Annotated in this window: 13 protein-coding genes; 4 read left to right on the forward strand and 9 right to left on the reverse strand. The window is 72.0% G+C overall.

The genetic code is table 11. The features are described from left to right. Window positions 1–2 precede the first annotated feature (2 nt). Both ACICHK_RS16890 and ACICHK_RS16895 read right to left on the reverse strand, forming a co-directional pair. Complete coding sequence (locus ACICHK_RS16890) at window positions 3–479, reverse strand: hypothetical protein (protein WP_406837555.1); 477 nt, start codon at window positions 477–479, stop codon at window positions 3–5. Beyond that, on the reverse strand, window positions 476–1981 hold the full coding sequence (locus tag ACICHK_RS16895) for a methyl-accepting chemotaxis protein (RefSeq protein WP_406837556.1): 1506 nt from the start codon (window positions 1979–1981) through the stop codon (window positions 476–478). The genes ACICHK_RS16890 and ACICHK_RS16895 overlap by 4 nt, the downstream gene beginning before the upstream one ends. Window positions 1982–2184: 203 nt before the next feature. Between ACICHK_RS16895 and ACICHK_RS16900 the strand changes: the two genes are divergently transcribed. Next, window positions 2185–2859, forward strand: coding sequence for a tellurium resistance protein (locus ACICHK_RS16900; RefSeq protein ID WP_406837557.1), 675 nt, complete (start codon window positions 2185–2187; stop codon window positions 2857–2859). A gap of 90 nt (window positions 2860–2949) precedes the next feature. Here ACICHK_RS16900 and ACICHK_RS16905 read toward each other — a convergent pair whose 3' ends face one another. Beyond that, entirely contained in the window at window positions 2950–4107 is a 1158-nt protein-coding gene (locus ACICHK_RS16905; RefSeq protein ID WP_151471257.1) for an acyl-CoA dehydrogenase, read from the reverse strand. A 191-nt stretch (window positions 4108–4298) separates the two neighbouring features. On the opposite strand from ACICHK_RS16905, the gene ACICHK_RS16910 reads away from it, so the two are divergent. Then, window positions 4299–5642 (forward strand): UDP-glucose dehydrogenase family protein, encoded by a 1344-nt coding sequence (locus ACICHK_RS16910; RefSeq protein WP_406837558.1) that lies wholly within the window; start codon window positions 4299–4301, stop codon window positions 5640–5642. Between the two features lie 282 nt (window positions 5643–5924). Here ACICHK_RS16910 and ACICHK_RS16915 read toward each other — a convergent pair whose 3' ends face one another. Further along, window positions 5925–6443, reverse strand: a complete 519-nt coding sequence (locus tag ACICHK_RS16915; RefSeq protein WP_151471259.1) for a CGNR zinc finger domain-containing protein — start codon at window positions 6441–6443, stop codon at window positions 5925–5927. 104 nt (window positions 6444–6547) lie between these two features. Here ACICHK_RS16915 and ACICHK_RS16920 point away from each other — a divergent pair, with 104 nt between their 5' ends. Further along, window positions 6548–6907 carry a VOC family protein gene (locus tag ACICHK_RS16920; RefSeq protein WP_406837559.1) on the forward strand — a complete coding sequence of 120 codons (360 nt, stop codon included), beginning with the start codon at window positions 6548–6550 and terminating at the stop codon, window positions 6905–6907. Window positions 6908–7001: 94 nt separating this feature from the next. Here the strand turns inward: ACICHK_RS16920 and ACICHK_RS16925 are convergent, their stop codons facing one another. Genes ACICHK_RS16925 through ACICHK_RS16935 form a run of 3 tightly spaced genes read right to left on the reverse strand, consistent with a single transcriptional unit; the run spans window position 7002 to window position 9882 of the window. Beyond that, window positions 7002–8195, reverse strand: coding sequence for a dipeptidase (locus ACICHK_RS16925; protein WP_406837560.1), 1194 nt, complete (start codon window positions 8193–8195; stop codon window positions 7002–7004). A 5-nt stretch (window positions 8196–8200) separates the two neighbouring features. Beyond that, on the reverse strand, window positions 8201–8725 hold the full coding sequence (gene purE, locus ACICHK_RS16930) for a 5-(carboxyamino)imidazole ribonucleotide mutase (RefSeq protein ID WP_151471261.1): 525 nt from the start codon (window positions 8723–8725) through the stop codon (window positions 8201–8203). Then, on the reverse strand, window positions 8722–9882 hold the full coding sequence (locus ACICHK_RS16935) for a 5-(carboxyamino)imidazole ribonucleotide synthase (protein WP_192582533.1): 1161 nt from the start codon (window positions 9880–9882) through the stop codon (window positions 8722–8724). Before ACICHK_RS16935 ends, purE begins: the two co-directional genes overlap by 4 nt. A gap of 209 nt (window positions 9883–10091) precedes the next feature. Between ACICHK_RS16935 and ACICHK_RS16940 the strand changes: the two genes are divergently transcribed. Further along, complete coding sequence (locus ACICHK_RS16940; RefSeq protein WP_151471262.1) at window positions 10092–10631, forward strand: GtrA family protein; 540 nt, start codon at window positions 10092–10094, stop codon at window positions 10629–10631. Between the two features lie 31 nt (window positions 10632–10662). On the opposite strand, the gene ACICHK_RS16945 is transcribed toward ACICHK_RS16940, so the two are convergent. Beyond that, a complete protein-coding gene (locus ACICHK_RS16945) occupies window positions 10663–11946 on the reverse strand; it encodes an ATP-binding protein (protein ID WP_406837561.1) in 1284 nt (427 codons plus the stop codon). 265 nt (window positions 11947–12211) lie between these two features. After that, window positions 12212–12889, reverse strand: coding sequence for a response regulator transcription factor (locus tag ACICHK_RS16950; protein WP_406837562.1), 678 nt, complete (start codon window positions 12887–12889; stop codon window positions 12212–12214). Window positions 12890–13199: the final 310 nt, after the last annotated feature.

Genomic DNA, 13199 nt, shown 5'->3' on the forward strand with positions numbered 1-13199 from the left:
GGTCAGTACGTGTAGAAGTAGATCTCGATGTCGGCGTGGCCCGGGGAGGCCCCGCCTTTCCAGAAATCGCGGGTGGTGGCGGCGCGGAACATGTCCGGACGGGCCTTCTCCAGCAGGGCGTTGACCTCGTGGGCGTAGCGGCCCCCGGCGCCCGGGTCGGTGTGGCGTCCGAAGGTCAGCACGAAGGCGGCCTGCCGGCCCCGGTAGCGCGCGGTCGCCCCGCGCAGTGCCCGCACGATGTCCTCGTCGTCACCGGCGGGCGCGTCGACGGCCACCTCGACCGGGGTGCGGACCACAGCCCGCGGGCCGGTGTGCCGGGACTTCTTCCCGGCCGCGGCGGAGGACGAGGCGGCGGGGCGCTTGTCGGCGGCCCCCGGGTCGCCCTGGTCGCCCATGGCCACCAGCGCGAGGACGAGCAGCATGTCGGCGAACAGCCAGCCCGCCATGTGCAGCGGCTGGAGCCTTCCACCCCGCCTCATCGGGTCTCGGTCAGGGACGAGGGGGGCGGCTGCGGGGGCTCGCGGCGGGGGCCGAACGGCCGGGGACCGGCGCGGCCCGGCTCACCGGCCGCGGGACCGTACCGGCCGGCGGGAGCGCCGGACCCGTCGGCGGGAACGTCGGCCTGCTCCACCGCCCGGCCGAGCCGGCCCGCGGGAGTGTGGCCCATGTCGGCGGAGGGGGCGTGGCCGGCGTCTTTGGAGGGGGTCCGGCCCACGTCCGTGGACCGGTCGTGCCGGTGGCCGTGGCCGTCCGTCGCTCCGGCGCGGTCCCCCAGGCCCGCCTGGCCGTCCCGGCCCGGCCAACCCTCCTGGTCCGGCAGGGTGGCGGGCGGCAACCGGTCCGCCCGCAACTCGGCCACCAGACGGGCGAACTCGTCGGCTGCGGCCCTCAACGCGCCGCTCTGGGCGTTCAGTTCACGAACGGCGTGCTGGGACTCCTCGACCGCGCGGGCCGTGCCCTCGGCCACCTCGCCGAACCTGCCCAGGAGTTGGGCGGAGACGTCCGACGCCACCTCGATGCCGGTGGCGTAGGCCCGCTGGGACGCGGCCAGCACGGTGACGGAGTCCTCGACGCGGTCGCCGGCGCCCTGCACGGCGAGCCGCACCTCGCCGTTCACGTCACGGACGTCGTCGAGCGCCTTGCGGACCCGCTCCCCGCCGTCGCTCACGGCGGCCTCGACCCGGCCCACCGCGGTCTCCAGGGGTTTGACGGAGGTGTCGACCCCGGCCAGCGCCCGTTCGGCGCCCCGCACCGCGTCGCCGACGGCCGAGGCCGCCGACGTCAGGTCCTTCTGGACCCGGACCGCCTTGTCGCCCAGCCGCCGGAGCGTCACGGCGGCCTCGGTGAGCTCGGCCGCGAAGCGCCGCGGGGAACTCGACCGCCGCCCGTTCAGCACGAGCTGGGCGCGGGTCAGCACCGGGACGAGCGCCGCCAGCAGTTCCTCGCGGCCGCGATCGGCGTCCTCCTCCCGGCGGGCGACGGCGGACCGCCGCAGACCGTGCACGAGCACCAGGGCGAAGAGCAGCGTGATGGCGACGGTGGCGCTCATCGCCACGTGGCCGAACGTGAAGGCTCCGGTGAGGTGCCCCTCGAAACCCGACTGCCACAGCTGCAGGAAGGGCCGGGAGGCGGCCCCCGGGTCCGCGCCCGTCAGCGCTCCGTACGCGCTCGACGCCCGCGTCAGTCCGTACCAGGTGAGCATCAGCGGCACGAAGACCAGCGCGCCCAGCACTCCCTCGGCATAGGACCAGAGCGGGTGCCCTCCGCCCTGGCCCGTGCCCGCCCGGAGGCTCTCCGGACGGGCGTAGGCGGCGAGGAGATCGAGTTCGGACCACGGGTCGAGCTCGGTGGCGTCCTGGTTCCGGAGCGCCGCCGCGAGCGCGGTCAGCTCTTCCTTCCGGGTCCCGAGCGCCGGCCGCTCCGCGAGTTCCTCGACGCTCTGCGCGATCACATGACGGTCCATCAGGGCGCCTGACGGCATGCCCACCCCCACAACACGACGGACGCGGGGGGTGCGTCGACGGCCCCTTGGATCCCCACCCGTGTCACGTGCCGTCGTGCCCCCGCCGGTTCACGCGCACCGGACGCGCGACCGAGAGCACAGACAGTACTCCAGCGGACACGCTCCGCGCATAAACTCGCGGCACCCGCCACTCTCCCCGACGGCGGCGCGAGGGGGAACAGTTGAGCAACGACGAACGCCCACGGGCGACCATCCGCCTGAGGCCCGCGCCCGGCGCCCGGCAACCGGCGCCACCGGCCCGTGAGGCGCCGCGACTCCCCGCCGCGCGTCCCGAGACGGTGCTGACGCGGTCGGCACCGCACGCCCGCGTCACGGGGCGCGGGGTCCTCCAGGTGAACCTCAACCGCCCGCCGGGGACCGGGGCCGACCTCGACCTCGGCTGCATGGCCGCGTTCACGGACGGCAGCTGCGCGGCCGTCCAGCCGCTGGGGAACAGCTTCGGCTCGCTGTCGGGGTGGCCGTACATGGAGCTCGACCAGGACGACCGCACCGGGGAGTCCGCGGACGGGGAGACGGTCCGGGTGGACCTCGCGCGGCGCGAGCTCTTCCGGCGGCTGCTCTTCCACGTCTACGTGTACAGCGGCGCCGTGGACTTCCGGAGCCTGGGCGCCACGGCCACCGTGACCGCCCCGTCCGGCGGTTTCCGCATCCCCCTCGACGAGTCCCCCGAGGGGGCGACGGGCTGCGCCATCGCCCTGGCCACGCCGGTGGAGGGCGGCCTCACGGTCAGCCGCGAGGTCCGCTGGTTCACCGGCACCCCCCGGCGCTCGGTCCAGGAACAGATGGACGGCGCCTACGGATTCGGTCTCGCGTGGGTCCGCATGAGGAAGGACTGACCCCGGGAAACACGAAACCGACCCCGGGAGACACGAAAGGTGAGAGGCACCCCGGGGCGCCTCTCACCTCTGCTGCCGACGAGCGGCGTACTACGGCAGGTTCCGCGCCATCACGATGCGCTGGACCTGGTTCGTGCCCTCGTAGATCTGGGTGATCTTGGCGTCGCGCATCATGCGCTCGACCGGGTAGTCGCGGGTGTAGCCGTAGCCGCCGAGGAGCTGGACGGCGTCCGTGGTGACCTCCATGGCGACGTCCGAGGCGAAGCACTTGGCGGCGGCGCCCTGGAAGGTGAGGTCCTTGTCGCCGCGCTCCGACTTGGCGGCGGCCGCGTACGTGAGCTGGCGGGCGGCCTCGATCTTCATGGCCATGTCGGCGAGCATGAACTGGATGCCCTGGAAGTCGGCGATCGGCTTGCCGAACTGCTTGCGCTCCTGGACGTAGCCCTTGGCGTAGTCGAGGGCGCCCTGGGCGACACCGAGGGCCTGGGCCGCGATGGTGATGCGGGTGTGGTCCAGGGTCTTCATGGCGGTCGCGAAGCCGGTGCCCTCCTCGCCGATCATGCGGTCGGCGGGGATGCGGACGTTGTCGAGGTAGACCTCGCGGGTCGGGCTGCCCTTGATGCCGAGCTTCTTCTCGGGGGCGCCGAAGGAGACGCCCTCGTCGGACTTCTCGACGACGAACGCGCTGATGCCCTTGGAGCGCTTCGTCGGGTCGGTCACCGCCATGACCGTGTAGTACTCGGAGACGCCCGCGTTGGTGATCCAGCGCTTCACGCCGTTCAGGACCCAGTAGTCGCCGTCACGGACGGCGCGCGTCTTCATGCCGGCCGCGTCCGAACCGGCGTCCGGCTCGGAGAGGCAGTACGAGAACATGCCGTCGCCCTTGGCGAGCGGGGTCATGTACTTCTTCTTCAGGTCCTCGGAGCCGGAGAGGATCACCGGCAGCGAGCCCAGCTTGTTCACCGCGGGGATCAGCGAGGAGGACACGCAGACGCGGGCCACCTCCTCGATCACGATGACCGTCGCGAGGGCGTCGGCACCCGCGCCGCCGTACTCCTCGGGGACGTGCACGGCGTGCAGGTCGTTCGCCACCAGGGCGTCCAGCGCCTCCTGCGGGAAGCGGGCTTCCTCGTCCACCGCGGCGGCGTACGGCGCGATTTTCGCCTCGGCCAGCGAGCGGATCGCGTCCCGGAGCATGTCGTGCTCCTCGGACGGGCGGTACAGGTCGAAATCAGCCGATCCGGCCAAGGTCTCTCACGCTCCAAAAGGTGCTGTGCTGGCGGCGCTAACTACCGTTAAGTAACACAATTTTAAAGGTCTCGCCCGCGAGACGGGTACGTGAGCTTGGCGACAGGGGAAAAACTGCCCGTGAAAGCGCTCCCCGAAGCCCCGACTATGCTCAGGCGCGCACCTACGCGCCGCACACCCCAGGAGCATCCATGGCCCTCAAGATCACCGTGATCGGCACCGGCTACCTCGGCGCCACCCACGCCGCGGCCATGGCCGAGCTCGGCTTCGAGGTCCTCGGGCTCGACGTGGTGCCGGAGAAGATCGAGATGCTCCAGCGGGGCGAGGTCCCGATGTTCGAGCCCGGTCTGGAGGAGCTGCTGCGCAAGCACGTGGCCGGGATCGAGGGCTCCACGGGCCGGCTGCGCTTCACCATGGACTGGGCCGAGGTCGGCGCTTTCGGGGACGTCCACTTCGTGTGTGTGAACACGCCCCAGAAGCACGGCGAGTACGCCTGCGACATGAGTTACGTCGACGCGGCCTTCGAGGCCCTGGCGCCGCATCTGCACGGTCCCGCCCTCGTCGTCGGCAAGTCCACCGTGCCGGTCGGCTCCGCGGAGCGGCTGGCCGCCCGGCTCGCCGAGCTCGCGCCCGCCGGCGCGGACGCCGAGCTGGCCTGGAACCCGGAGTTCCTGCGCGAGGGCTTCGCCGTGAACGACACGCTGCACCCCGACCGGATCGTGGTGGGCGTGCGCAGCGAGCGCTCCGAGAAGCTGCTGCGCGAGGTCTACGTGACGCCGTGCGCCGAGGGCACGCCGTTCGTCGTGACCGACTTCCCGACCGCCGAGCTGGTGAAGACGTCCGCGAACTCCTTCCTCGCCACCAAGATCTCCTTCATCAACGCGATGGCCGAGGTCTGCGAGGCCGCCGGCGGCGACGTCGCCAAGCTGGCCGAGGCCATCGGGTACGACGAGCGGATCGGGAACAAGTTCCTGCGCGCCGGGATCGGCTTCGGCGGCGGCTGCCTGCCCAAGGACATCCGGGCCTTCATGGCGCGCGCGGGCGAGCTGGGCGCCGACCAGGCGCTGACCTTCCTGCGCGAGATCGACTCCATCAACATGCGGCGCCGCGGGCAGATGGTGGAGATGGCCCGCGACGCGCTCGGCGGCGGTTCGTTCCTGGGCAAGCGGGTCGCCGTGCTCGGCGCGACCTTCAAGCCGGACTCGGACGACGTGCGCGACTCCCCGGCGCTGAACGTCGCCGGGCAGATACACCTCCAGGGCGGCCAGGTCACCGTGTACGACCCGAAGGGCATGGAGAACGCCAAGCGGCTGTTCCCGACGCTCGGGTACGCCGGCTCCGCCGTGGAGGCCGTACGGGGTGCCGATGTCGTCCTGCACCTGACGGAGTGGCGCGAGTTCCGCGAGCTGGACCCGGCGGTGCTGGGCGAGGCGGTCACGTCCCGGGTGCTGCTCGACGGGCGGAACGCGCTGGACCCGGAGCTGTGGCGCCGGGCCGGCTGGACGTACCGGGCGATGGGCCGCCCCACCGCCTGAGGCCCCTCACCGGCTGAGGCTCCTCACCGGCGGAGTCCGCCCGGGGCGGCGGTCCCGGTCCGGGCTCCGGTTCGGACCCGTACGGGCTCCGGTTCAGCCCCTTACCGGCTCCGGGCAGGGCGTCGGCCGGGGCCGTGGCGGGTGACGCCGGTCCGGCCGAGGCTCAGTCGGCCGGACCGGCGCCGGTTGCATTCTGCACCACTTCGCTGTGCGATGGCCCGGGACCGCCGGACTCCGTCCGGCTCCCGGCCCCGCTCTCCGCAGGATCTACCGTGTCCGGGGCTATTTGGCGCGGTAGCGGCGCATCTTGGCGCGCGCCCCGCACACCGACATCGAGCACCAGCGGCCACGGCCCGCCGGCGAGCGGTCGTAGTACGCCCAGTGGCAGGTCGGGGCCTCGCAGGCCTTCAGCCGCGGCCAGGTGCCCTCGACCAGCGACTCGGCGATCGCGGTGGCGACGCGGGAGGCCAGGGGGGCCGGGGAGGCCGGATGGGTCTCCTCCGTGGCGGGGACCAGGCGGGCGGCGCCGTCCTCGTCGAGCGTCACCCGCAGGGGCGCGCGGGCGAGGAGTTCCCCGAGGGGGGTCGTCCTCCGGTGCGCCGGATGGCCCGCGTGCGCCAGGCACACCGCCCGCAGCGACTCGCGCAGCTCGCGGGCGCCCTCCGCCTCGTCAACCGCCAGGCCGAACCGGGCCAGTCCCTCGGGCGTGTCCAGGGAGTCGGCGCCCGACTCGATGTCCAGGGTGTTCACCAGTGCCTGGACCAGGGCCAGACCGCCGGGTGCGGGCGCTCGGTCGTTCATGCTTGCGACGTTACCCCTTGTGCGGGAGCATGCAGTAACCGTTACCCTTTGAAGAGACCTACGGGTAACCCATCGGTGTCGCTGGAGATCCCACGGAGGAAGTCATGGCTCTCGCCGAACTGGATGTCGTCGTCCTGGACTGTCCCGACCCGCGCGCGCTGGCCGAGTTCTACGCGGGGGTGCTGGGCGGGACCATCACGGAGGAGACCGACTGGATCGACCTGGACCTGCCCGGCGGCCGGAAGCTGGCCTTCCAGGCCGCGCCCGGGTACGTACCGCCGCGCTGGCCCTCGGCCGACGGCTCGCAGCAGCTCCATCTGGACCTGACGGTCGAGGACCTGGACGTGGCGGAGAAGGGCGTGCTGGAACTCGGCGCGACGCCGCTGGACACCGAGGACAGGTCGCGTTCGTTCCGGGTGTACGCCGACCCGGCCGGGCACCCGTTCTGCCTCTGCGCCGACTGACCGCGCCCGGCCGCGCATGACGAAGGCGCCCGGGCGGTGTGCCCGGGCGCCTTCGTCTGCCCCGGAGTCCGGGGCTCGGTGACTCGGTGGGCCGTCAGCCGTCCAGCTGCTCCAGCGTCGCGTGCGACGGGGACCGCCGGGAGCGGAGGTCGCGCGCCACGTCCTCCGCCGCGCCCAGCACGCGCACGGCGTTCTGCCAGGTCAGCTTGGTCACGTCCGTGGACGACCAGCCGCGGTCGAGGAGCTCGGCGATCAGGTTCGGATAGCCGGAGACGTCGTCGAGACCCGCCGGGGTGAACGCCGTGCCGTCGTAGTCGCCGCCGATGCCGAGGTGGTCGATGCCGGCGACCTCGCGCATGTGGTCGAGGTGGTCGGCGACCGTCGACACCGTGGCGATCGGGCGCGGGTTGTCCTCCTCGAAGGCGCGGTGCACCTTCATGGCCTCGGCGGTCGTGTCGAGGTGGTGGAAGCCGTTCGCGCGCATGTTCTCGTCGGCGGCGGCCGTCCAGTCGACCGCCGCCTGGAGGACGAACTTCGGCACGAACGTCACCATCGCCACCCCCCCGTTGGCGGGCAGCCGCTCCAGCACGTCGTCCGGGATGTTGCGCGGGTGGTCGCACACGGCGCGCGCCGAGGAGTGGGAGAAGATCACCGGCGCGACGGAGGTGTCGAGCGCGTCGCGCATGGTCGTGTCGGCCACGTGCGAGAGGTCCACGAGCATGCCCTCGCGGTTCATCTCCCGGACGACCTCGCGGCCGAACGCGGACAGGCCGCCCACCGCGGGGGAGTCCGTCGCCGAGTCGGCCCAGGCGATGTTGTCGTTGTGGGTGAGGGTCATGTAGCGGACGCCGAGCGCGTACAGGGCGCGCAGGGCGGCGAGGGAGTTGTCGATCGAGTGGCCGCCCTCGGCGCCCATGAGGGAGGCGATACGGCCCTCGGCGCGGGCCGCCTCCATGTCGGCGGCGGTCAGCGCGGCCCGCAGGTCCTGCGGGTACCGGTCGATCAGCCGCTGCACGCAGTCGATCTGTTCCAGCGTCGCGGTGAGGGCGCCGGGCAGGTCGGAGCGGACGTACACCGACCAGTACTGGGCGCCGACGCCGCCCGCGCGCAGCCGGGCCAGGTCCGTGTGCAGGTGGGCGCTCTGGTCGGCGGCGAGGTCACGGGCGCCGAGGTCGTAGCGGACCTGTTCCCGCAGCGCGTAGGGCAGGTCGTTGTGCCCGTCGACGACCGGGTACTCGTCGAGCAGGGCCCGGGCGCGGTCGATCGAGGGCAGGGAGGACGGCGTCATCCGCGTCACTTCCCGAAGCCGAAGCCGCCGGCGGCGCCCTCGACCTTGGCGCGCAGCCGCTTGCCCTTCTCGGTGGCCTGGTCGTTCAGCTCCTGCTGGAACTCCCGCATCCGGCCGAGGAGCTCCTCGTCGTGGGCGGCGAGCATCCGGGCGGCCAGCAGGCCGGCGTTGCGGGCTCCGCCGACGGAGACGGTCGCCACGGGGACACCGGCCGGCATCTGCACGATGGAGAGCAGCGAGTCCATGCCGTCGAGGTACTTGAGCGGAACGGGCACGCCGATGACGGGCAGCGGGGTGACGGACGCCAGCATCCCCGGCAGGTGGGCCGCGCCGCCGGCGCCCGCGATGATCGCCTTGAGCCCGCGCTCCGCGGCCTGCTCGCCGTACGCGATCATCTCGTGGGGCATGCGGTGCGCGGAGACGACGTCCACCTCGTAGGGGATCTCGAACTCGTCCAGCGCCTGGGCGGCGGCCTCCATGACGGGCCAGTCGGAGTCCGAACCCATGACGATGCCTACAACGGGGCTCATTCGGTGATCGTGCCTCTCAGGTAGCCGGCTGCGTGCCGGGCGCGCTCAAGGACGTCGTCCAGGTCGTCGCCGTAGGTGTTGACATGGCCGACCTTACGGCCGGGCTTCACGTCCTTGCCGTACATGTGGATCTTCAGCTGCGGGTCGCGGGCCATGCAGTGCAGGTACGCGGAGTACATGTCGGGGAAGTCGCCGCCGAGGACGTTCGCCATGACCGTCCAACGGGCGCGCGGGCGCGGGTCGCCGAGCGGGAGGTCGAGGACCGCGCGGACGTGGTTGGCGAACTGGGAGGTGACCGCGCCGTCCTGGGTCCAGTGGCCCGAGTTGTGCGGGCGCATGGCCAGTTCGTTGACGAGGATGCGCCCGTCGCGGGTCTCGAAGAGCTCGACGGCCAGGTGGCCGACGACGCCGAGTTCCTTGGCGATGCGCAGCGCCAGTTCCTGGGCCTCCAGAGCCAGCTCCTCGGCGATGCCGGGGGCCGGGGCGATCACGGTGTCGCAGACGCCGCCGACCTGCTGGGACTCGACGACGGGGTAGGCGACGGCCTGGCCGTGCGGGGAGCGGACGACGTTCGCCGCGAGTTCCCGGGCGAAGTCGACCTTCTCCTCGGCGAGGACGGGGACGCCGGCGCGGAAGGGCTCGGCCGCCTCCTCCGGGGAGCGGACGAACCAGACGCCCTTGCCGTCGTAGCCGCCGCGGACGGTCTTGAGGATGACGGGGAAGCCGTCGCCCTCCTCCCCCTCGGCGAGGCCTTCCGCCGCGAACGCGGCCACGTCCGCCACGTCGGCCACGATGCGGTGCCTCGGGCACGGCACGCCGATCGCGTCGAGCTTCGCGCGCATCACGCCCTTGTCCTGGGCGTGCACGAGCGCGTCGGGGCCCGGCCGGACGGGGATGCCGTCCGCCTCCAGGGCCCGCAGGTGCTCGGTCGGGACGTGCTCGTGATCGAAGGTGATCACGTCGCAGCCCCGCGCGAAGTCACGCAGCGTGTCGAGGTCGCGATAGTCGCCGACGACGACCTCGCCGACGACCTGCGCCGCGGAATCCTGTGGGGTGTCACTGAGGAGCTTGAACTTGATGCCGAGCGGGATGCCCGCCTCGTGTGTCATACGAGCGAGCTGACCGCCGCCGACCATGCCGACTACCGGGAACGTCACGCTCCAAGAGTATCGGCCGCGCCACAGTGGCCGGTTTCCGCGGTGATACGCCCGATTTTCCCTGCCGGTGACCGCCTCTTTTCTTACCTGTGAGCACATGCACAGGCACCGTGCGGGGGCGCTGGTTAGCATGGGCTGGATGGCGTATTCCACCGCGCGTTCACCGGCGCGGCAGACGACAAGACCCACCGACGGGGGCTGGCGACACCATGGGCAGTGCTTCATCGGGGCCTCGGACGGGGTCCCTCGGCGCGGTTCGGCAGCGCTTCGACCTGCTCTTCCGTGAGGTCGCCAAGTTCGGCGCGGTGGGCGGTGCGGGGCTGCTGGTCAACCTGCTCGTGTTCAACCTGGTGCGCCACCTCACGGACCTGCAGGTCGTACGGGCCAGTGTGATCGCCACGGTCGTGTCCATCGCCTTCAACTACGTCGGGTTCCGCTACTTCACCTACCGGGACCGCGACAAGGGCGGGCGCACCAAGGAACTGACGCTGTTCCTGCTGTTCAGCGTGGTGGGCCTGGTCATCGAGAACGGCGTGCTGTACGCGGCGACGTACGGTTTCGGCTGGGACAGCCCGCTGCAGAGCAACGTCTTCAAGTTCCTCGGCATCGGTGTCGCGACGCTCTTCCGCTTCTGGTCCTACCGCACCTGGGTGTTCCGGGCGCTTCCGGCCCGGGAGGCGGTTGCCAGCGCCGAATCGTTCCTGGACGAGGCGCCCGGGACGCGCCGCCCGCGGGCCCGCGTGAACTGAGCGGCGGGTCTCCCCCCAGCTGCCCACCCGCCTACCTGACCGTGCGCTCCTCGTCGTCCTCCGGATGCCGGAGCGGGCGCTTGAGCGGGTTGCGGGACAGGAACATGCCGAAGACCGGCGGCTGGGCCTGGAGCATCTCCAGCCGGCCCCCGTCGGCCTCCGCGAGGTCGCGGGCGACGGCGAGACCGATACCGGTGGAGTTGCGGCCGCTGATGGTGCGTTCGAAGATGCGGGCGCCGAGGTCGGCGGGGACGCCGGGGCCCTCGTCGGTGACCTCGATGACGGCCTGGTTGCCGGTCACGCGGGTGCGCAGCGCGACGGTGCCGCCGCCGTGCATGAGGGAGTTCTCGATCAGTGCCGCGAGGACCTGGGCGACCGCGCCCGGGGTGCCCACCGCCTGCAGATGGCGTTTTCCGGAGCTGACGATCGCCCGGCCGGCGCTGCGGTAGGCCGGGCGCCATTCCTCCAGCTGCTGCTTGATGACCTCGTCGAGGTCGAAGGAGACGGCGGAGCCGGTGCGCGGGTCGCGAGCGTTGGTGAGCAGTCGCTCGACCACGTCCGTGAGGCGCTCCACCTGGGTCAGCGCGATCGTCGCCTCCTCTTTCACCGTGTCGAGGTCGTCGGTGAGGGTGATCTCCTCCAGGCGCATGGAGAGCGCCGTCAGGGGCGTCCGCAGCTGGTGGGAGGCGTCGGCGGCGAGGCGGCGCTCGGCGGTGAGCATCCTCCCGATGCGCTCGGCGCTGCCGTCCAGGACGTCGGCGACCCGGTCCAGCTCGGGGACGCCGTAGCGCTTGTGGCGCGGGCGGGGGTCGCCCGAGCCGAGCCGTTCCGCCGTCTCGGCGAGGTCGGTGAGCGGGGAGGTGAGGCGGTTGGCCTGGCGTACGGCGAGCAGGACGGCGGCGATGATCGCCAGCAGGGCGACGGCGCCGATGACCAGGAGCGTACGGCCGACCTCCTTGGTCACCGAGGAGCGGGGCTCCTGGACGGTGACCGTCTCGCCCGACTCGCCCTTGGCGGTGTACTGGATGACGTCGCCGGCGGGCTGGTTGCCGACCTCGATGGGATCGCGGCCCGGGATCCTGATGACGGCGTAGCGCCGGTCGGTGACCTGGTTCTTGAACGTGTCGCCGGAGATGTTCTCGGCGCCGAGGATGCGGCTGTCCACGATGCTGGCCAGGCGCAGCGCCTCGGAGTCCACGCGCTCCTGGGCGCTGTTGCTGATCGTGCGGGTCTCGACGATGACGAGGGAGACGCCGAAGACGGCGATCACCACGAGCACGACGGCGAGGGTGGACTGGATCAGACGGCGACGCACGGGGGCCCTCCGGGCAGATGGCTGTACCGGGACCAGTGTGCACGTTCGCCGCTCCGGCACGTTCGCCGCTCCGGTCCGGGCGGGGCGCCGACCCGGGCGCCGGCCCGGCGGTGCGGGTCTCCCGTCGCCGCCCGGGACGGCCGGCTCCCGCCACCCCGGGTCTCAGCGGTCCCGGAGCCTCGGTCGTTCCGGGGCCCGAGTCTTCCCGGGACCTCGGCCGGCCCGGGGCCCGAGCCTTCCCCGGGGCTTCCGTCGCCGCGGGGCCTCAGCTCTTCTCGAAGCGGAAGCCGACGCCTCGTACCGTCGCGATGTAGCGGGGGTTCGCCGCGTCGTCGCCGAGCTTCTTGCGCAGCCAGGAGATGTGCATGTCGAGGGTCTTGGTGGAGGACCACCACGTGGTGTCCCAGACCTCGCGCATGAGCTGGTCGCGGGTGACGACGCGGCCGGCGTCCCGGACCAGGACCCGCAGGAGGTCGAACTCCTTCGCCGTGAGCTGGAGTTCCTCGTCGCCCATCCAGGCGCGGTGCGACTCGACGTCGATGCGCACGCCGTGGGTGGCGGGCGGCTGCTGGGGCTCGGTGGAGCCGCGCCGGAGCAGGGCCCGTACCCGGGCGAGGAGTTCGGCGAGCCGGAACGGCTTGGTGACGTAGTCGTCGGCGCCCGCGTCGAGGCCGACGACGGTGTCCACCTCGTCGGCGCGCGCGGTGAGGATGAGGATGGGCACGGTGTGGCCCTCGGCGCGGAGCCGGCGGGCGACTTCCAGGCCGTCCATGCCGGGCAGTCCGAGGTCCAGGACGACCAGGTCGACACCGCCCTGCATTCCGGCGTCGAGCGCGGTGGGGCCGTCCTCGCGGACCTCGACCTCGTAACCCTCCCGGCGCAGGGCACGGGCCAGCGGCTCCGAGATGGACGCGTCGTCCTCGGCGAGCAGTACACGGGTCATGGGGTGATGGTAGTCCGCCGTGCACTGCGCCAGGGCAGTGATCCGCCTCCGTGGTTCACACCCTCCGCCCGGACGTTTCTTACCTGCGGGCATGGGATGAGATCGTTACTACGACCTTCGAATGATCGCCTGCGGTTCCACGATCACCTGTGATCCGTGTCTCAAGTCCTTCCATATGGGGCATTGTGATGTCGTATGGTGACCAGACGCCTGATGCACCGCCTCGGGACCTTTGGCGAGAACTTGACGCTGAAGGTCCCCTCTGTGTGCGAGCTGGTGTCAGCCAGCTTTGAAGGAAAGACCTGTGGCC

Origin of the sequence: Streptomyces sp. AHU1 (genome assembly GCF_045343905.1) — a bacterium.
Taxonomy (GTDB): Bacteria; Actinomycetota; Actinomycetes; order Streptomycetales; family Streptomycetaceae; genus Streptomyces; species Streptomyces triticiradicis.

Bases quoted from the DNA above. Each gene is read 5' to 3' on its own strand.
- ACICHK_RS16915 (WP_151471259.1), bottom strand. From the start codon at position 6,443: ATGAACGACCGAGCGCCCGCACCCGGCGGTCTGGCCCTGGTCCAGGCA.
- ACICHK_RS16910 (WP_406837558.1), top strand. From the start codon at position 4,299: ATGGCCCTCAAGATCACCGTGATCGGCACCGGCTACCTCGGCGCCACC.
- ACICHK_RS16925 (WP_406837560.1), bottom strand. From the start codon at position 8,195: ATGACGCCGTCCTCCCTGCCCTCGATCGACCGCGCCCGGGCCCTGCTC.
- ACICHK_RS16950 (WP_406837562.1), bottom strand. From the start codon at position 12,889: ATGACCCGTGTACTGCTCGCCGAGGACGACGCGTCCATCTCGGAGCCG.
- ACICHK_RS16920 (WP_406837559.1), top strand. From the start codon at position 6,548: ATGGCTCTCGCCGAACTGGATGTCGTCGTCCTGGACTGTCCCGACCCG.
- ACICHK_RS16890 (WP_406837555.1), bottom strand. From the start codon at position 479: ATGAGGCGGGGTGGAAGGCTCCAGCCGCTGCACATGGCGGGCTGGCTG.
- purE (WP_151471261.1), bottom strand. From the start codon at position 8,725: ATGAGCCCCGTTGTAGGCATCGTCATGGGTTCGGACTCCGACTGGCCC.
- ACICHK_RS16895 (WP_406837556.1), bottom strand. From the start codon at position 1,981: ATGCCGTCAGGCGCCCTGATGGACCGTCATGTGATCGCGCAGAGCGTC.
- ACICHK_RS16940 (WP_151471262.1), top strand. From the start codon at position 10,092: ATGGGCAGTGCTTCATCGGGGCCTCGGACGGGGTCCCTCGGCGCGGTT.